Here is an 18,042-nt window from a genome sequence, read left to right as displayed (position 1 = left end):
TCCGAGGTTTGCGTCGGGCTGGCGAGCAGCCATAATGGCGGCCTCGAATTCCCCCAGTCTCTGAAGGATCGCCTGTGAGCCAGTCCCTGATCGCCGCCCTGCAAAACCCTGCCCTGTTTGCGCACCCTGTCGAAGGGTTTCAGGTCATCGAAACCCATATCTCGTGGGTCCTGCTCACTGGTCCTTACGCTTATAAAGTGAAGAAACCGGTGAACTTCGGCTTTCTCGACTTCACCAGCCTCGAATCCCGCGAGCACTTCTGCGGCGAAGAGCTACGCCTCAACCAGCGCCTGACCGACGATTTGTATCTGGAAGTGATTCCAGTCACCGGCACTGCCGAAGCCCCGCAACTGGGCGGCGAAGGCCCGGCCATCGAATACGTGCTGAAAATGCGCCAGTTCCCGCAGACCGGCCTGCTGAGCACCCTGCAAGCCAATGGCGAGCTGACCACAACGCACATCGACGAAATGGCCGAGCAGATTGCTCGTTTCCACCTCAGCGCGCCGAAAGTCCCGGCCGAGCATGATGCCGGTACTCCGGAAAGCGTGATGGCGCCGGTTCGCCAGAACTTCGAACAAATCCTGCCATTCCTCAGCGACAAAGCCGATCTGCTGCAACTGGATGCCCTGCAAGCCTGGGCCGAAAGCAGCTTCGAACGCTTGAAGCCGCTGTTCGCCCAGCGCAAGGCACAAGGTTTCACCCGCGAATGCCACGGTGACATTCACCTGGGCAACGCCACGCTGATCGACGGCAAAGTGGTGATCTTCGACTGCATCGAATTCAACGAGCCGTTCCGCTTCACCGACGTCTGGGCCGACACCGGTTTCCTGGCGATGGACCTGGAAGACCGCGGCCTGAAATCCCTGGCCCGTCGCTTCATCAGCCAATACCTGGAACTGACCGGCGACTACCAGGGCCTGGAAGTGTTGAACTTCTACAAGGCTTACCGTGCATTGGTGCGTGCGAAAGTTGCGCTGTTCAGCATGCCTGCCGACGCGACGCCGGTGCAGCGCGCCACCACCCTGCGCCAGTACCGCAACTACGCCAACCTGGCGGAAAGCTACAGCACCATTCCTTCGCGCTTCATGGCGATCACCCACGGCGTATCGGCTGTAGGCAAAAGCCACGTGGCCATGCGTCTGGTCGAGGCGCTGGGCGCAATTCGCCTGCGTTCCGATGTAGAGCGCAAGCGTCTGTTCGGTGAGCAAACCGTCACCAATGATGTTCAGGCCGGTATTTACAGCGCCGATGCCAGCACCGCGACCTATGCTCGTCTGCATGAAATCGCCGAAGTGATCCTGCACGCCGGCTTCCCGGTGGTGATCGATGCCACTTACCTCAAGCGCGAACAACGTGACAGCGCAGCCAAGGTTGCAGAAGCCACCGGCACGCCGTTCCTGATCCTCGACTGCAATGCACCACAAGCGGTGATCGAGAGCTGGTTGGCGATTCGTCAGGCAGACAAGAAGGATCCGTCCGACGCCACACTGGCCGTGATCGAAGCCCAGCAGGCCAATCGTGAAGCCCTGACCCCGGATGAAATCCTGCGCAGCAAACGCGTGCAGACCAACGAATCCGGTACCCTGGATACCGTCGTGGCGCAAATCCGCCAGCGCCTGCCAGGTCTGTAAGAAACTATTTCGGCCGTGAAGCCCTCGCTCGCTTCACGGCCGTCAAATAGTGGCACTATACTGGCGTCATAAAACCAACAGGTGATCTGACATGAGCCAGCCGAAACTTCTCGACACCCCGCTTTATGCCTTGCTGCACAAAGACGACATAACCGGTTTCAACAAAGAACGTCCGAAAGACGGCCCGATCGACATGGTCGGCGGTGATTTTCGTGGCCTCGACCTGCGTGAACTGAACGCTGATGGCGTGGATTTCCGGGACGCCTACTTCCGTTCCGCTGATCTGCGCGGCATCGACTTTCGCAACGCCTCCCTGGAAGGCGCAAGCCTGGCCCACGCGCAGATTTCCGGTGCTTACTTCCCGCCGGAGCTGAGTGCAGACGAAATTCTGATGTCGATGAATTTCGGCACCCGCCTGCGCTATCGCACCCGCTAATCCTGCGAAAGGCTAACCCGTCCAGTGCCCCCGCTTTGCACTGGACTGCGTGCTATTTGTGCTTTCCCGCGTCCTCCATATCCTGATCCTTCAGTGAAAACCTGACGTTTCTTAGAAGCTTTTGCGTCGAATCCGACCAAACAACCACGCTTTTCCTACTGATGGCTACACTCCTGAGATGATCGCCCACGCACCATTCGGCCGTCGCAAGGAGGCTTGATGAATGATGAACTGCAACACCTGAAGAATCTTGGCAAGACGTCGGCGCAATGGCTGCATGCCGTGGGCATCCACAGCGCCTCGGATCTGCGTCGCCTGGGCGCCGTGGATGCCTATCGGGCCGTGCGCACGCGCGGGTTCCGGGCGTCGAAGGTGTTGTTATATGCGATCGAAGGGGCGCTGATGGATGTGCACTGGAACGACATCCCCGCCGAACGCAAGGACGCTCTGAACAAACAGCTCGAAGCCATTTCCTCTCGCCACAAGAACTGACGGGCACCCACCTTCATGTATCTGCTCGGGGAACAATCGGCGCCGGCCGAAGCAATGATCAACCGTTTGCAGAACCTGCCCGGTCAATTTCTACGGGACCTTGCACCGTGCGGGCCCGTGCTGGAGCTGGAAGCCACGGATGATCTGATGGCACGGTTGCCGGGCGATCAACTGTTCCTGCTGATGGATGGCGTCATCAATGGCCGCTTCCGAGGCCGAGCGCTGTTCTATTGGCAAGAAGGTGATCTGGTTGGCCTGCAGCAAGGTCCTGACTGGGCGGATTGCATGCTTTGCTCCGACGGCCCGTTGAGTTTACTGCCCTTCCGTCGACGTGATTTGTTCCAGCATGTGTATTCAGAACCTGCGCGCTCGGAGCAGTTTCTGCACTATCTGTTGGGCCAGATGGCGCTGCTGGCCCATGCGATTGGCGAGCTGAAGCCACGGGAGTTTCGCAGCACCAATGGCTTTAAACGGGTCGAGGCCGGAGAAGTGTTGATCCGCGAAGGCGATCCCGCCGATCACGTGTTCGTGATCATCGAGGGTCACGCGCAAGCGTTCGTCGACGGGCACAAGGTTGGCGAAGTGCCCAGGGACGAGATTTTCGGCGCCATGGCGATATTCACCGGTGAGCCCCGCAACGCAACCGTCGTTACCTGCGAACCGAGCACCGTGATGCTGATTCCAGGCGATCAGTTTCTGAGCATGACCCGCAGCAATCCGAAAATCGCCCACAGCCTGATCGAAAGCATGGCGCGGCGCATCGACCAGCTCAACAAGCAGCTCACGGCAATTGTCCGTCCAAGCTGAAGCCCAGTGTTTTCAGGGCTTTTCAGCCATTCCCCAAACAAAACCGAAGAAATGGAAAAACACTCGTTGACTTGTTAATGAGAATCGCTATGATTATCACAACTGGTCGCGAGATCAGTCGATATTCTGAAAAGCCCTTGGTTCGGACTCTCAGATTATCTCCTCATCAGGCTAATCACGGTTATTTGACCCGGTTTTTCCGGGTCTTTTTTTGCCCGCAAGAAAGTCATTGGCCGAACTGTTTGCGCATCTCGGCACAGTAATCCGGTTTCGGCGTAGCCGGTGTGAACCAGACATAATCGGCCATGGCCGCCGTGACCTCGCTGCCCTGCTCCGCCAGCATCAATACCACCGGTGCTTCGGGCGCGCCCAGATCCGCCACATGCAGCGGCACACCCACATCCTTGCGCGCATGGAACGCACCAGCGAACAACAACGCCGGCGCAGGCGCTGCCAACAATCTTGTCGCCATCCGCCGATCCCGTTGCTGCTGTACCGCCAGCATCGCCGGCATCTGCGACTGAGGTAGCAAGCCACAGTGAGAATCGCTGATCTGCCCGGCCAATTCGTCTTTCACCGACTCGGCGTTACTGCGTTCCCCTTGCAGGACCGGAGGCTGACGATAGAACGCACGAATTTCACTGTTATCGAGATTCGCCGCCAGCAGCGGATACGGTTGCGTGAAAGCAAACCGGACAATTGGCCCATACAGATTCCAGTCCCAACCGTCCTGCCACGCCAGCTCGACCGGAAGATCAACGGGAGGCTTTGGCGCACGCCGCACACCATCAACCCGCGATTGTTGATCGGGGGTCAGCATTTCCAGCAAGAGGCTACCCTGTGGGCGCTTTTCGCCCAGACTCTGCAGCAGCCACAATTGCACGGCATGGTGATCGGCATTGTCGTGCTGCTCACCGACGATCACCCGCGCCGGCTCGGCCAGACGCGTCAGCAACTCTCGCGGGGTAATCAGTGCTCCGCTACGCAGGTCGCGAATCTCGCCAGTGACCGGTGGCGGCGCCACATGCTGGCAGCCGCCAAGCAACAACACCGCAAACAGCAAAATCCCACGCATGCTTTCACCTCGATGACGAAATCAGCGGGCGATGATCAGCGGATGCCCGCGCTCCGGGTGTGGCTGCACCAACACCTCCAGTCCGAATACTGCCTTGAGCGACTCCGGACGCAATACCTGCTGCGGCGTGTCCAGCGCCACCGGGCGCCCACCTTCAAGCAGCAAGATGCGATCACAATAGCGCGCCGCCAGGTTCAGATCATGCAGGATCACCATCACCGCCGCGCCGCGATCGGCAAACTCGCGCACGGCTTGCAGCGTAGTGTGTTGATGCAGCGGATCAAGCATCGAAGTCGGCTCGTCCAACAACAAGGTCTGCCCGGCCTGCCCCGGCCACAACTGAGCCAGCACGCGTGCCAGGTGTACGCGCTGACGCTCGCCACCGGACAAGGCAAGATAACTGCGCCCGCTCAAATGCTCGGCATCAGCGGCCGCCAATGCGTCAGCGACGATCTCGTCATCGCGCACTCTGCCGGTCTGATAAGGTAAACGCCCCATCCCGACCACCTCTTCGACGCGAAAGGCGAAATCCAGCGTCGACACCTGGGGCAATACCGCCAGCCGCTGAGCGCGCTGACTGCCACTCCAATGACTCAAGGCTTCGCCGTCGAGAGAAACGCTGCCTTCACTGGGCGTCAGTTCCCCACACAACGCCCCGAGCAACGTGCTCTTGCCGGCACCGTTGGGGCCGAGCACGCCGAGCACCTCACCCGGCTCCAGTTGCAGGCTGACATTAGCCAATACCGTCTTGCGGCCACGACGGATGTGCAGATTGTGCGCACGCAACATCAGGCACGTCCTCGCAACAACAGATAAAGGAAGAACGGTGCGCCGATGAATGCGGTGACGATACCGATCGGCAACTCTGCCGGCGCCAGTGCCAGCCGCGCCACCAGATCCGCCAGCAACAGCAGACTGGCCCCAGCCAGCACCGACGCGGGCAACAACACCCGATGATCCGGCCCGGCGAGCAAACGCACCAGATGCGGCACCACCAGCCCGACAAAGCCGATCATCCCCGCCGCCGCCACCGCAGCACCGACACCCAGCGCCGTGCAGAACACCAATTCACGCTTGAGCCGCTCGACATCGATCCCCAGATGCCCGGCTTCCGATTCCCCAAGCAACAACGCATTCAAAGCCTTCGCCCTGCGCGGTAGCCACAACGCGACGCCGGTACTGATGATCAGCAACGGCCACAACCGCGCATAACTCGCACCGTTGAGGCTGCCAAGGTTCCAGAAAGTCAGGGTTCGCAGGGTGGCATCGTCTGCCAGATAGGTAAAAAGTCCCACTGCCGAACTGGCGAGCGCAGTAAGAGCGATGCCTGCCAGCAACATGGTCGCGACATTGGTCTGCCCGTTGCGACGACCAAGGCGATAGACCAGCGCCGTCACCCCAAGACCGCCGAGAAACGCACACACAGACAGCAGATACGGACCGAACCATTCCGGCAAGCCACCGAAAAACGAACCGCCGACAATCGCCACCGCCGCGCCTAAAGCAGCGCCACTGGATACGCCAACCAACCCGGGATCGGCCAACGGGTTGCGAAACAGGCCCTGCATCGCCACACCGGATAACGCCAGCACGCCGCCAACGGCCAGCCCGAGCAAGGTCCGCGGCAGGCGAATCTGCCCGAGAATCAGCTCAGCCTGCTCCAGCCCGTCCGGAGCAAGCGGCACGCCGATCAGGCGCAATGCCGCGCGCAAGGTATCGAACAGCGGCAGGCTGACCGGCCCCAAAGCCAGCGACAGCCAAATCGCCAACAGACACAGCAGAATCAGGCCGATAAACAAGCCACGGGGTTTGACCAGCTTGGTCATTGGCCGCTCTGGGTCGGGTAGAAACCGTCAGACAGGGTTTTCAAAGCAGCAGGCAAACGCGGCCCGAGCCCGCCGACCAGCAGTGTCGGGTCCAGCTCCAGTACCCGTCCGGATTTGGCCGCACGACTGGAATTGAGGATCGGGTTTTCCTTGAACAATGCCGCTTTCGCCGCTTCGCCGGTCAGTGCGCGGTCAGCGAACACCAGCACTTCCGGGTCGAGCCCGGCCAGGGATTCCACGGAAAATGGCTTGTAGCCGGTGTGAGTGGCCAGGTTGTGTCCGCCCGCCTGTTGCAGCATCCAGTCGGCAGCAGTGTCCTTGCCGGCAATCAATGGTTTGCCGCCGGCATGTCCGAGCAGCAACAACACACCCGGCGCTTTCTGTTTCGACTGCACCGCCACTACGCGCGCCTTCTGTGCGTCGAGTTGTTGTTGATAACTTTGCAGCAGCTGAGTCGCCTGAGTCTCGGCGCCCAGCAACCGGCCCAGATGGGTGACGTTTTTCTCTAGCGTCGGCAGGTCCGGCTGAGCGGAGAACAACTCCACCTGAACCTTGGCACCGCGAACCTGCGAGATCACCGGCGGTGGGCCCATTTCTTCGGTGCCGATCAGGATGTCCGGGCGCAGGCTGAGGATACCTTCCGCCGACAGACTGCGCTGATAACCGATGCTCGGCAGCGACTTGAGGGCCTCGGGATGTTGGCTGGTGGTGTCGACACCCACCAGTTTCGCCTCACCGCCCAACGCACTCACCCATTCCGACAACGCACCGCCGGCACTGACCCAGCGTTGCGGCAATTGGGCCGCTGCAGCCTGGTGGCTGACCAAAAGTCCGACACACAGCACGGCAACGCGGGTACTCAGGCGCATAGACAGCTTCCTTTATAGGATTTTCCCGGACATCGGGGCGGCAGGCCAAGTATCCTCGGCAGCGGCCACCGCGCGGCGGACGAAGGCGGCCATTTGATAATTGTTTGCATTTAAACGTCAAGCTCGGACATATCCGGACACGAGCTGACACTTGAGGATAGCCATGAAGTTTCTGTGCACGAGCGTCGATCTGGTCGAAGCCACCAGCCGCGGGTTCGAGATCGACGGCAACAAACTGTTCGCCGTGCGCCGGGCCGGCAAGGCGTACGTCTATTTCAACCGTTGCCCGCATCGGGGCGTCGGGCTGGAATGGCAACCCGACCAGTTTCTCGACCCGAGCAACAGCCTGATCCAGTGCGCCACACACGGCGCACTTTTCCTGATCGAGGGCGGTGAATGCGTGGCTGGCCCTTGCGCAGGGCAATCGCTGACAGCCATCGATTGCCGTGAAGATGCCCAAGGGCTGTGGGTCGACGTTTAACTGTCGAGCAACACATCCAGCCGACGATCGATCAACATTTCCTCATGGCTTAACCGCACACCATAAGCCAGCACCTCGACGCCGGACGCCACCGCCTCGCGCAAGGCATCGGCGTAGGCAGCGTCGATTTCCACGGCCGGGCGTACCGCTTCGATACCCGTCAGATTCACACAGTACAGCTGCACTGCCCGGATCCCGTCGCGCGCCAGATGCGCCAGTTCACGCAAGTGCTTGGCGCCCCGCTCGGTCACCGCATCGGGAAAGGCCGCCACCGCCGTACTGTCGAAACCCAGCGTGACACTTTTCACTTCCACGTACGCCGGCCCGGTCGGGTATTCGAGGCGGAAGTCGATGCGGCTTTTTTCCTGTCCGTAGGCCACTTCGCGTTTCAGCGCGGTAAAACCGTTCAACTCGCTGATGACACCGGCCTGCAAAGCCTCTTCGACCAGCGCATTGGCGCGCCCGGTGTTCACGCAGAAAAACCGCCCCTGCGGGGTTTCGCCGATTTCCCAGGTGCCGGGCAGCTTGCGCTTGGGGTCATTGGAGCGACTGAACCAGACCTGCCCGCCTTCGACCTGACAATTGAGCATCGAGCCAGTGTTCGGGCAATGAATAGTCAGTAACTCGCCGCCAACGGTTTCGATGTCAGCGAGAAAGCGCTTGTAACGGCGGATCAACCGGCCTTCTTCAAGAGGGGGATGAAAGCGCATCAGCCTTGCCAGCTCTTCAAGCCGCGACCAATGCGTTCCACTGCTTCCTGTAGGCGAGGGAGGTTTTGCGTGTAGGCGAAGCGCACATGATGACTGGCCTGATAGCGACCGAAATCCAGCCCCGGGGTAAACGCCACGTGCTCGGTTTCAAGGAAATGCCGGCAGAACGCGAAGGCATCACCGCCGAACTTGCTGATATCGGCATACAAGTAGAACGCACCTTCCGGTTCCACGGCGATATTGAATCCCAACTCCCGCAATGCTGGCAGCAGGAAATCGCGGCGACGGCCGAATTCGGCACGGCGCTCCTCGAGAATCGCAATGGTGTCCGGCTCGAAACAGGCCAGCGCCGCATGCTGGGCCATGCTCGGGGCGCTGATGTAAAGGTTCTGCGCGAGCTTTTCCAGCTCGCTGACCGCCGCATCCGGCGCCACCAGCCAGCCGAGACGCCAACCGGTCATGCCGAAATATTTGGAGAAACTGTTGAGGACAAACGCGCTGTCGTCGACTTCCAGCACACTGGCGGCATCGGTGCCGTAAGTCAGGCCGTGGTAGATCTCGTCCACCACCAGATGCCCGTGTCGCGCCTTGATGGCTGTGGATAACTCCGCCAGCTCATCGCGGGTCAGAATCGTGCCGGTCGGGTTGGCCGGTGAAGCGACCAGTGCGCCGACACTGTCGTGATCCCAGTGGCGCTCCACCAGATCAGGCGTCAGTTGATAGCGAACGTCCGGCCCGACAGGAACGAGCTGCGCCGCGCCTTCGACCAGTCGTAAAAAGTGCCGGTTGCAAGGATAGCCGGGGTCGGCCAGCAGCCAGTGCTTGCCCGGGTCCACCAGCAGCGCGCTGGCCAGCAGCAGCGCCCCGGAGCCACCCGGCGTGATCAGTATCCGCCGCGGATCGATATTCAGACCATAACGGGTCTGGTAGAAGCCGGAAATCGCTTCGCGCAGCTCGGGAATGCCCCGGGCGGCGGTGTAGCGGGTCTTGCCCGCCGTCAGCGCAGCCTGGCCGGCGCGGATGATCGGCTCGGCGGTCGTGAAGTCCGGTTCGCCGATTTCCAGGTGGATCACGTCATGGCCGGCGGCCTGCAATTCATTGGCCCGCGCCAGCAACGCCATCACATGGAACGGTTCGATCGCACGACTGCGCGCACTGTAGGGCTGAGCCATTGGCCTTCCTTCAACGAGTGAAAAGAAACGATTCTACCCATCTGCCGGAACGAGCGAGAACCCGCAGCGGTCACAGCCTCAAGAACGCTGGACTGTAACAAGGCAAACGTACGCTCCAGGATTGACTAAAATCAGTGATTGTCAGGTCTCCAGCACCACCAGACATGGCTTGGCAAACATTTGCAGGCACCACCGGCCGCGGGCTCGACATCCGGGAGTAGCGCGGGCCGAATTGATCTGGTAAGTTCGCCCGCTTGCAGCCGCAGGGCCGGCAGGTGTCGGTGATGGAGCAATCCTGCGCAATGGATTACAAGAGTAGAGGCGGTCCATTTCATGCCCACCCAAGCAAAGCAACAGCAGCAACAGGCGATCAGCGGTTTCGAACCTTACGTTCCGGCCGAAGGCGAAGAGTACATGGGCAAGCCCATGCGCGCGCACTTCACCAAGATCCTGACCAAGTGGAAACTGGACTTGATGCAGGAAGTCGACCGCACTGTTGATCACATGAAAGACGAAGCAGCCAACTTCCCTGATCCGGCCGACCGTGCCAGCCAGGAAGAAGAATTCGCCCTTGAGCTGCGTGCCCGCGACCGCGAGCGCAAACTGATCAAGAAGATCGACAAGACGCTGCAGTTGATCGAAGACGAAGAGTACGGCTGGTGTGATTCCTGCGGCATCGAGATCGGCGTCAAGCGCCTCGAAGCCCGTCCGACCGCCGACATGTGCGTCGACTGCAAGAACCTTGCGGAAATCAAGGAAAAGCAGGTCGGCAAGTAATCCCGACCTGAACGAGAAACGGAGCGTGCGAACGCTCCGTTTTTGTTTCTGCCGTTTTTTACTCTTCAAGTAACATCGCCCTCATGACTGCCAACACCTCCCCCGCCTACATCGGCCGCTTCGCCCCGACGCCCAGTGGACACCTGCACTTCGGCTCACTGGTGGCTGCGCTGGCTTCTTACCTGGATGCCCGCTCGGTGAATGGCCGCTGGCTGATGCGCATGGAAGATCTCGATCCGCCCCGGGAAGAGCCGGGGGCGCAGGCAGCGATTCTCAAGGCCCTGGAAAGCTACGGTTTCGAATGGGACGGCGAAATGGTCCGTCAGAGCGAGCGGCATGAGGCCTACGCCCAAGTGCTCGACAGCCTGTTCAATCACGGCCTGGCCTACGCCTGCACCTGCTCGCGCAAACAACTGGAGCCGTACCACGGCATTTATCCGGGACTGTGTCGCAATGCCGGTCATGGCCAGGAAGGCGCCGCGATCCGCCTGCGTGTGCCGGAACTGGAATATCACTTCATCGACCGGGTGCAGGGCGAGTACCGCCAGCACCTGGGCCGCGACGTGGGTGATTTCGTGATCCGCCGCCGCGATGGCCTCTACGCCTATCAACTGGCGGTGGTGCTGGACGATGCGTGGCAGGGCATCACCGACATCGTGCGCGGCGCCGATCTGCTCGACTCGACGCCGCGCCAGCTCTACCTGCAAGAACTGCTGGGCCTGCGCCAGCCGCGTTATCTGCACCTGCCGCTGATTACCCAACCGGACGGCAACAAGCTCGGCAAGTCCTACCGCTCGCCACCGCTGGAAGCCGATCAGGCCACGCCATTGTTGCTGAGAGCCTTACGTGCGCTGGGGCAAGAGCCGGGACCTGAGCTGGCCCACGCCTCGCCGCAGGAGCTGCTGAAATGGGGCAGCGCCCACTGGGATGCTTCGAAAATCCCGCGCACACTGACCCTGCCCGAAGCGCAACTGCTGTGACGACACTTGCAGTGGCGCGCCCATCCGTTACCATCGCCGCACGTTTTCGGGCACGCGCATAAAAAAGAGAGGCCGGGATGTACATCTATCGCTTGGTCCTGCTTCTGGTCGTGGGGATCTACCTGTTTTCTCCCGCCATCATGGATTGGTGGATCGACGCCACGGGCGCCTGGTATCGCCCTTATCTGCTCTGGCTGATCCTGATCGTCGTGACCTTCATCCTGCAGAGCCAAAAAGATGCCGATGAGCTTTAGCCTGACCCAGATGCTGCTGATCAGCGCCGCCTACCTGGCCGCGCTGTTCGGAGTGGCGTGGATCAGTGAACGGGGCATGATCCCGCGGGCGATCATTCGCCATCCGCTGACCTATACCCTGTCGCTGGGGGTCTACGCCAGTGCGTGGGCGTTCTACGGCACGGTCGGGCTGGCCTATCAGTACGGTTACGGTTTTCTGTCCAGTTATCTCGGGGTGTCCGGCGCGTTTCTGCTGGCGCCGGTGCTGCTGTATCCGATCCTAAAGATCACCCGCACCTATCAACTGTCGTCGCTGGCGGACTTGTTCGCCTTCCGTTTCCGCAGCACCTGGGCTGGCGCGCTGACCACGATTTTCATGCTGATCGGCGTACTGCCATTGCTGGCCCTGCAGATTCAGGCCGTGGCCGATTCCATCGGCATCCTCACCGGCGAGCCGGTGCAGAATCGCGTGGCCCTGGCGTTCTGCGCACTGATCATCCTGTTCACGATCTTCTTCGGCTCGCGCCATATCGCCACCCGTGAAAAACACGAAGGACTGGTGTTCGCGATTGCCTTCGAATCGGTCATCAAACTGGCCGCTCTCGGCGGCGTCGGCCTCTATGCCCTGTACGGTGTATTCGACGGCCCGCAACAGCTAGAACTTTGGCTATTGCAGAACCAGACCGCCCTCGCCGCCCTGCACACGCCCCTGCAGGAAGGCCCGTGGCGCACGTTGCTGCTGGTGTTCTTCGCCTCGGCGATCGTGATGCCGCACATGTATCACATGACCTTCACCGAAAACCTCAACCCGCGCTCGCTGGTCAGCGCGAGCTGGGGCCTGCCGCTGTTCCTGCTGCTGATGAGCCTGGCAGTGCCGCTGATTCTGTGGGCCGGCCTGAAACTCGGGGCCACCACCAATCCGGAATACTTCACCCTCGGCATCGGCATCGCCGCCAACAGCAAGTCGCTGGCGTTGCTGGCGTATGTCGGCGGCCTGTCGGCGGCCAGCGGTCTGATCATCGTCTCCACGCTGGCGTTGTCGGGCATGGCCCTGAATCACCTGGTGCTGCCGCTCTACCAGCCACCGGCCGAAGGCAATATCTATCGCTGGCTGAAATGGACCCGCCGCGCGTTGATCGTCGCGATCATCATGGCCGGTTTCTGCTTCTACCTGATGCTCGGCGCGGAACAGGATCTGGCCAACCTCGGCATCGTCGCCTTCGTCGCGACCCTGCAATTCCTGCCCGGCGTGCTGTCGGTACTGTACTGGCCGACCGCCAACCGTCGGGGTTTCATCGCCGGGCTGCTGGCGGGGATCCTGGTGTGGGTGGTGACCATGCTGCTGCCGCTGGTCGGCAATCTGCAGGGTTTCTACATTCCGTTGCTGAACATGATCTACGTGCTGGACGACACCAGTTGGCACATGGCGGCTATTGCGTCGCTGGCGGCCAACGTCCTGATGTTCACTTTGATTTCGCTGTTCACCAATGCCAGCCCTGAAGAGGTCAGCGCCGCCGAAGCCTGCGCGGTGGATAACGTGCGGCGCCCGCAACGCCGGGAACTGCATGCCGCCTCGCCGCAGGAATTCGCCACGCAACTGGCCAAGCCCCTCGGCGCCAAGGCTGCGCAAAAGGAAGTCGAACAGGCCCTGCGCGACCTCTATCTGCCTTTCGATGAACGCCGCCCTTACGCCTTGCGTCGCTTGCGTGACCGGATCGAAGCCAACCTGTCCGGCCTGATGGGCCCGAGCGTCGCCCAGGACATGGTGGAAACCTTCCTGCCGTACAAGGCCGGCGGCGAAAACTACGTCACCGAAGACATCCACTTCATTGAAAGCCGCCTCGAGGACTACCACTCGCGCCTCACCGGTCTGGCCGCCGAACTTGACGCCCTGCGTCGCTACCACCGCCAGACCCTGCAGGAACTGCCGATGGGCGTCTGCTCGCTGGCCAAAGATCAGGAGATCCTGATGTGGAACAAGGCCATGGAAGAGCTGACCGGGATCGCCGCGCAACGAGTCGTCGGCTCGCGCCTGAGCACCATCGCCAATCCGTGGAAAGAATTGCTGCAAGGCTTCATCAACCTGCCCGACGAACACTTGCACAAGCAGCATCTGGCACTCGACGGCCAGACCCGTTGGCTGAACCTGCACAAAGCGGCGATCGACGAGCCACTGGCACCGGGTAACAGCGGCCTCGTGCTGTTGGTGGAAGACCTGACCGAAACCCAGATGCTCGAAGACAAACTGGTGCATTCCGAGCGTCTGGCCAGCATCGGTCGACTCGCGGCCGGCGTGGCCCATGAAATCGGCAACCCGATCACCGGCATTGCCTGTCTTGCGCAAAACCTGCGCGAAGAACGCGAAGAAGATGGCGAACTGACGGAAATCAGCGGCCAGATCCTTGAGCAGACCAAACGCGTGTCACGCATCGTCCAGTCGCTGATGAGCTTCGCCCACGCCGGCAGCCATCAGCACAGCGACGAGCCCGTCTGTCTGGCGGAGGTGGCGCAGGATGCCATTGGTCTGCTGGCCCTGAACCGGCGCAATTTCGAAGTCCAGTTCTACAACCTGTGCGACCCCGATCACTGGGTCGAAGGTGACCCGCAGCGGCTCGCCCAGGTGCTGATCAATCTGCTCTCCAACGCCCGTGATGCCTCGCCTGCCGGCAGTGCGGTGCGGGTCAAGAGCGAAGCCGGCGAACACACAGTCGATCTGATCGTCGAGGACGAAGGCAGCGGCATTCCATCGAGCATCATGGACCGATTGTTCGAACCTTTCTTTACCACCAAGGATCCTGGCGAAGGCACCGGTCTGGGCCTTGCACTGGTCTATTCCATCGTTGAAGAGCATTATGGACAAATCACCATCGACAGCCCGGCTGATGTTCAGAGCCAGCGCGGCACCCGTATCCGGGTGACATTGCCGCGTCATGTCGAAGCGACGTCCGCTGTGAACTGAGACCGTCGAGAGTATCGAATCAATGCCGCACATTTTGATCGTCGAAGACGAAACCATTATCCGCTCCGCCTTGCGCCGCCTGCTGGAACGCAACCAGTACCAGGTCAGCGAAGCCGGTTCAGTGCAGGAAGCACAAGAACGCTTCAGTATTCCCACATTCGATCTGATCGTCAGCGACCTGCGTCTGCCGGGTGCTCCGGGCACCGAGCTGATCAAGCTCGGCCAGGGCACGCCGGTGCTGATCATGACCAGCTACGCCAGCCTGCGTTCGGCGGTCGACTCGATGAAGATGGGCGCGGTGGATTACATCGCCAAGCCTTTCGACCACGATGAAATGCTTCAGGCCGTCGCCCGGATCCTGCGTGATCGCCAGTCGGCGCCGGCTGCCGGCGAAGTCGTTACCGGCAAAACTGCCAACGGCAACGGCAAATCCGCCACAGACAACAGCAACGGCGAGATCGGCATCATCGGCTCCTGCCCACCGATGCAGGACCTTTACGGCAAGATCCGCAAAGTCGCCCCGACTGATTCCAATGTCCTGATCCAGGGCGAGTCCGGCACCGGTAAAGAGCTGGTGGCCCGCGCCCTGCACAATCTGTCGAAACGCGCCAAGGCACCGATGATTTCGGTGAACTGCGCCGCCATTCCGGAAAGCCTGATCGAGTCCGAGCTGTTCGGTCACGAGAAAGGTGCGTTCACCGGTGCCAGCGCAGGGCGCGCCGGTCTGGTGGAAGCGGCGGACGGCGGCACGCTGTTCCTCGACGAGATCGGCGAATTGCCACTGGAAGCACAGGCCCGTCTGTTGCGCGTACTGCAGGAAGGCGAGATTCGCCGGGTCGGTTCGGTGCAGTCGCAGAAGGTCGATGTACGGTTGATCGCCGCGACCCACCGTGACCTCAAGAGCCTGGCAAAAATCGGCCAGTTCCGTGAAGACTTGTATTACCGCCTCCATGTGATCGCGTTGAAGCTGCCGGCCCTGCGCGAGCGTGGCGCCGATGTCAACGAAATCGCCAATGCGTTCCTCGCCCGCCAGAGCGCACGCATCAACCGCACCGACCTGAAATTTGCCGCCGATGCCGAACAGGCGATCCGGCACTATTCCTGGCCGGGTAACGTGCGGGAGCTGGAAAACGCCGTCGAGCGCGCCGTCATCCTGAGCGAAAGCCCGGAAATCTCTGCCGACCTGCTGGGCATCGACATCGAGCTGGGGGATCTGGAGGACGACGAATTCGTCGGCCTGCCGGCGCAACCGGCCGGTAACGCCAGCAACAGCAGCCACGAACCGACCGAAGACCTGTCGCTGGAAGACTACTTCCAGCATTTCGTACTTGAGCACCAGGACCACATGACCGAGACCGAACTGGCGCGCAAACTGGGCGTCAGCCGCAAATGCCTGTGGGAACGCCGCCAGCGCCTGGGCATTCCACGGCGCAAGACCGGGGTCGCCAGCGAGAGCTGAACGTTACCTGTCGAGTGTGCGGGTAACCGTTGAATGTGTGAAAAAACTGTTACCTCAGTCTTTTCACGTAACAGAAGCCGGGGTTATCGGTAACGAAACCCCGGCTTTTTTTCGCCCTGCGAAAACGGTTATATCGACCTAACCCCTTGTTTTATTGGGGTTCGCAAAAGTTGGCACGCCCCCTGCTATATGTTTGGTACAAGAACAATAACAAGCAATGCACAAGACAATAAAAATAAGACGAATCGACTCACGCACAATAAAAACAAGACGGCGAGAGGCGCAGCTAACTGATTCTTTTGGAGAGGCGTTGTATTTGGGGCTTGCCCCACGACCAGGCCGAGAACAACAAAAACTGTCCTAAGACAGAGCCTGTACTGGTTGGATCGAGAGATCACTGCAATTCAGCGACCAAAGCAATCCGTTTGCTCTTGGCTCCCGATTGGGAGGGTCATGAAGGAAAAGCTTCATGGCGAGGGCACTCAACAAAAACAAGAAGCCCGAATCAATAATAAAAAGAGCACGCAACTACTTCTTGGGGAGCTTCGGCTCCCCTTGTAGTTTCTCCCTCCCGGAAAAACCTCCCCTTCTGACGCATCTTCACCCCTCTAGCCTGCGGCCTGCAGCGCAAATCGGCAGCGTCCTACACCATCCCTCGACTAAATGCTAGAATCCCCGCCCATCATGCGGTCATTCTCTGGTATGGCCGAACATTCCTTCAAACAGTGCATCCCATGCTGAAGAAGCTGTTCCAGTCATTCCGAACTCCCCTGCGTCGTACGCAACACATCCGTAGCACGCCTGAAGTCCTCAACAGCGGCCAACATTCGCTGCAGAAGGCGCAATTCAGCCGATACGCGGTCAACATCGTCGAACGTCTGCAGGGCGCCGGCTACCAGGCCTACCTGGTTGGCGGCTGCGTGCGAGACATGCTGCTGGGCATCACGCCCAAAGACTTCGACGTCGCCACCAGCGCCACCCCCGAGCAGGTTCGCGCCGAATTCCGCAATGCGCGGATCATCGGCCGCCGCTTCAAGCTGGTGCACATCCATTTCGGTCGCGAAATCATCGAGGTCGCGACCTTCCGCGCCAACCACCCGCAAAACGAAGACGACGAAGACAGCAACCAGTCCTCGCGCAACGAGAGCGGGCGCATTCTGCGCGATAACGTCTACGGCACGCTGGAAGAAGACGCGCAACGCCGCGACTTCACCATCAACGCCCTGTATTACGATCCGGTCAGTGAGCGCATCCTCGATTACGCCAACGGCGTGCACGACATCCGCAATCATTTGATCCGCCTGATCGGCGACCCGAAGCAGCGCTACCAGGAAGACCCGGTACGGATGCTGCGGGCCGTGCGCTTCGCCGCCAAGCTCAACTTCGGCATCGAGAAACACACCGTCCAGCCGATCCGCGACCTGGCACCGATGCTGCGCGAAATACCGTCGGCCCGCCTGTTCGAGGAGGTGCTCAAGCTGTTCCTCTCGGGCCATGGCGCCATCACCTTCGAGATGCTGGTCGACCTGCAACTGTTCGCGCCGTTGTTCCCGGCCAGCGCCGATGCGCTGGAATACAACCCGGAATACACCCACACACTGATCAGCGAAGCACTGACCAACACCGACCTGCGGATCAAGCAGAACAAACCGGTGACCCCGGCGTTTCTGTTTGCCGCCCTGTTGTGGCCAGCCCTGCCGGCTCGCGTGTTGCGCTTGCAGGAACGTGGCATGCCGCCGATTCCGGCGATGCAGGAAGCCGCCCACGAGCTGATCGCCGAGCAGTGCCAGCGCATTGCAATTCCAAAACGCTTCACCATGCCGATCCGCGAGATCTGGGACATGCAGGAACGCCTGCCCCGCCGCAGCGGCAAACGCGCCGACCTGTTGCTGGACAATCCGCGCTTCCGCGCCGGCTACGACTTCCTGCTGCTGCGTGAAAGCGCCGGCGAGCAGACCGATGGCCTGGGCGAATGGTGGACCGACTATCAGGACGCCAACGACAGCGAGCGTCGCGACATGATCCGCGACCTCAGCGGCAAGAAAGACGGCGCCAGCGGTGCTCCGCGCAAGCGTCGCCGCAGCAGCGGTTCCAAGCGCAAACGCGCCGGTGCACCGAGCGCTACGGGCGAATAA

The 18,042-nt window shown here is 60.8% G+C and carries 17 protein-coding genes; 11 read left to right on the top strand and 6 right to left on the bottom strand.

What is annotated here, in order from left to right:
- The first annotated feature begins 74 nt into the window (after positions 1-74).
- From DXT77_RS29605 to DXT77_RS29590, 4 genes are all read left to right on the top strand, one after another.
- Positions 75-1,631 carry a bifunctional aminoglycoside phosphotransferase/ATP-binding protein gene (locus tag DXT77_RS29605; RefSeq protein ID WP_119430178.1) on the top strand — a complete coding sequence of 519 codons (1,557 nt, stop codon included), beginning with the start codon at positions 75-77 and terminating at the stop codon, positions 1,629-1,631.
- 91 nt (positions 1,632-1,722) lie between these two features.
- A complete protein-coding gene (locus tag DXT77_RS29600; protein ID WP_085712138.1) occupies positions 1,723-2,067 on the top strand; it encodes a pentapeptide repeat-containing protein in 345 nt (114 codons plus the stop codon).
- Positions 2,068-2,286: 219 nt separating this feature from the next.
- A complete protein-coding gene (locus DXT77_RS29595) occupies positions 2,287-2,559 on the top strand; it encodes a TfoX/Sxy family protein (RefSeq protein ID WP_003228231.1) in 273 nt (90 codons plus the stop codon).
- A gap of 15 nt (positions 2,560-2,574) precedes the next feature.
- Complete coding sequence (locus DXT77_RS29590) at positions 2,575-3,366, top strand: Crp/Fnr family transcriptional regulator (protein WP_119430177.1); 792 nt, start codon at positions 2,575-2,577, stop codon at positions 3,364-3,366.
- Positions 3,367-3,592: 226 nt separating this feature from the next.
- On the opposite strand, the gene DXT77_RS29585 is transcribed toward DXT77_RS29590, so the two are convergent.
- From DXT77_RS29585 to DXT77_RS29570, 4 genes are read right to left on the bottom strand one after another with little or no spacing between them, the layout of a single operon-like run.
- A complete protein-coding gene (locus DXT77_RS29585; protein WP_119430176.1) occupies positions 3,593-4,441 on the bottom strand; it encodes a ChaN family lipoprotein in 849 nt (282 codons plus the stop codon).
- A 21-nt stretch (positions 4,442-4,462) separates the two neighbouring features.
- The gene (locus DXT77_RS29580) at positions 4,463-5,230 is read right to left on the bottom strand and encodes a heme ABC transporter ATP-binding protein (protein WP_119430175.1); all 768 of its coding nucleotides are present in this window, start codon (positions 5,228-5,230) and stop codon (positions 4,463-4,465) included.
- On the bottom strand, positions 5,230-6,213 hold the full coding sequence (locus DXT77_RS29575; protein ID WP_178083513.1) for an iron ABC transporter permease: 984 nt from the start codon (positions 6,211-6,213) through the stop codon (positions 5,230-5,232). The genes DXT77_RS29580 and DXT77_RS29575 overlap by 1 nt, the downstream gene beginning before the upstream one ends.
- A gap of 50 nt (positions 6,214-6,263) precedes the next feature.
- On the bottom strand, positions 6,264-7,136 hold the full coding sequence (locus DXT77_RS29570) for a hemin ABC transporter substrate-binding protein (RefSeq protein ID WP_119430173.1): 873 nt from the start codon (positions 7,134-7,136) through the stop codon (positions 6,264-6,266).
- 163 nt (positions 7,137-7,299) lie between these two features.
- Between DXT77_RS29570 and DXT77_RS29565 the strand changes: the two genes are divergently transcribed.
- Positions 7,300-7,617 carry a Rieske 2Fe-2S domain-containing protein gene (locus tag DXT77_RS29565; RefSeq protein ID WP_119430172.1) on the top strand — a complete coding sequence of 106 codons (318 nt, stop codon included), beginning with the start codon at positions 7,300-7,302 and terminating at the stop codon, positions 7,615-7,617.
- Here the strand turns inward: DXT77_RS29565 and sfsA are convergent.
- Together sfsA and DXT77_RS29555 are read right to left on the bottom strand one after the other, a co-directional pair.
- Positions 7,614-8,327, bottom strand: a complete 714-nt coding sequence (gene sfsA / locus DXT77_RS29560; protein WP_119430171.1) for a DNA/RNA nuclease SfsA — start codon at positions 8,325-8,327, stop codon at positions 7,614-7,616. The genes DXT77_RS29565 and sfsA overlap by 4 nt on opposite strands.
- A complete protein-coding gene (locus tag DXT77_RS29555) occupies positions 8,327-9,499 on the bottom strand; it encodes a pyridoxal phosphate-dependent aminotransferase (protein ID WP_119430170.1) in 1,173 nt (390 codons plus the stop codon). Before DXT77_RS29555 ends, sfsA begins: the two co-directional genes overlap by 1 nt.
- Positions 9,500-9,832: 333 nt before the next feature.
- On the opposite strand from DXT77_RS29555, the gene dksA reads away from it, so the two are divergent.
- The 6 genes from dksA to DXT77_RS29520 all read left to right on the top strand — a co-directional run bounded on the left by dksA (position 9,833) and on the right by DXT77_RS29520 (position 18,042).
- Positions 9,833-10,276: an RNA polymerase-binding protein DksA gene (gene dksA, locus DXT77_RS29550; RefSeq protein ID WP_085712147.1), complete on the top strand. Its 444-nt coding sequence runs from the start codon at positions 9,833-9,835 to the stop codon at positions 10,274-10,276.
- Between the two features lie 83 nt (positions 10,277-10,359).
- A complete protein-coding gene (gluQRS, locus tag DXT77_RS29545) occupies positions 10,360-11,256 on the top strand; it encodes a tRNA glutamyl-Q(34) synthetase GluQRS (protein ID WP_119430169.1) in 897 nt (298 codons plus the stop codon).
- A gap of 77 nt (positions 11,257-11,333) precedes the next feature.
- Positions 11,334-11,510 (top strand): hypothetical protein, encoded by a 177-nt coding sequence (locus DXT77_RS29540; protein WP_003176118.1) that lies wholly within the window; start codon positions 11,334-11,336, stop codon positions 11,508-11,510.
- A complete protein-coding gene (locus DXT77_RS29535) occupies positions 11,494-14,448 on the top strand; it encodes a sensor histidine kinase (RefSeq protein WP_178083511.1) in 2,955 nt (984 codons plus the stop codon). Before DXT77_RS29540 ends, DXT77_RS29535 begins: the two co-directional genes overlap by 17 nt.
- Positions 14,449-14,470: 22 nt before the next feature.
- Complete coding sequence (locus DXT77_RS29530) at positions 14,471-15,907, top strand: sigma-54 dependent transcriptional regulator (protein WP_119430167.1); 1,437 nt, start codon at positions 14,471-14,473, stop codon at positions 15,905-15,907.
- A 734-nt stretch (positions 15,908-16,641) separates the two neighbouring features.
- Entirely contained in the window at positions 16,642-18,042 is a 1,401-nt protein-coding gene (locus tag DXT77_RS29520; RefSeq protein ID WP_119430166.1) for a polynucleotide adenylyltransferase PcnB, read from the top strand.

Source organism: Pseudomonas sp. 91RF, from assembly GCF_003576265.1.
GTDB classification, from domain to species: Bacteria; Pseudomonadota; Gammaproteobacteria; order Pseudomonadales; family Pseudomonadaceae; genus Aquipseudomonas; species Aquipseudomonas kribbensis.
The sequence above is the reverse complement of the archived record's forward strand: the minus strand, read 5'-3'. Positions and strand labels throughout refer to the sequence as shown.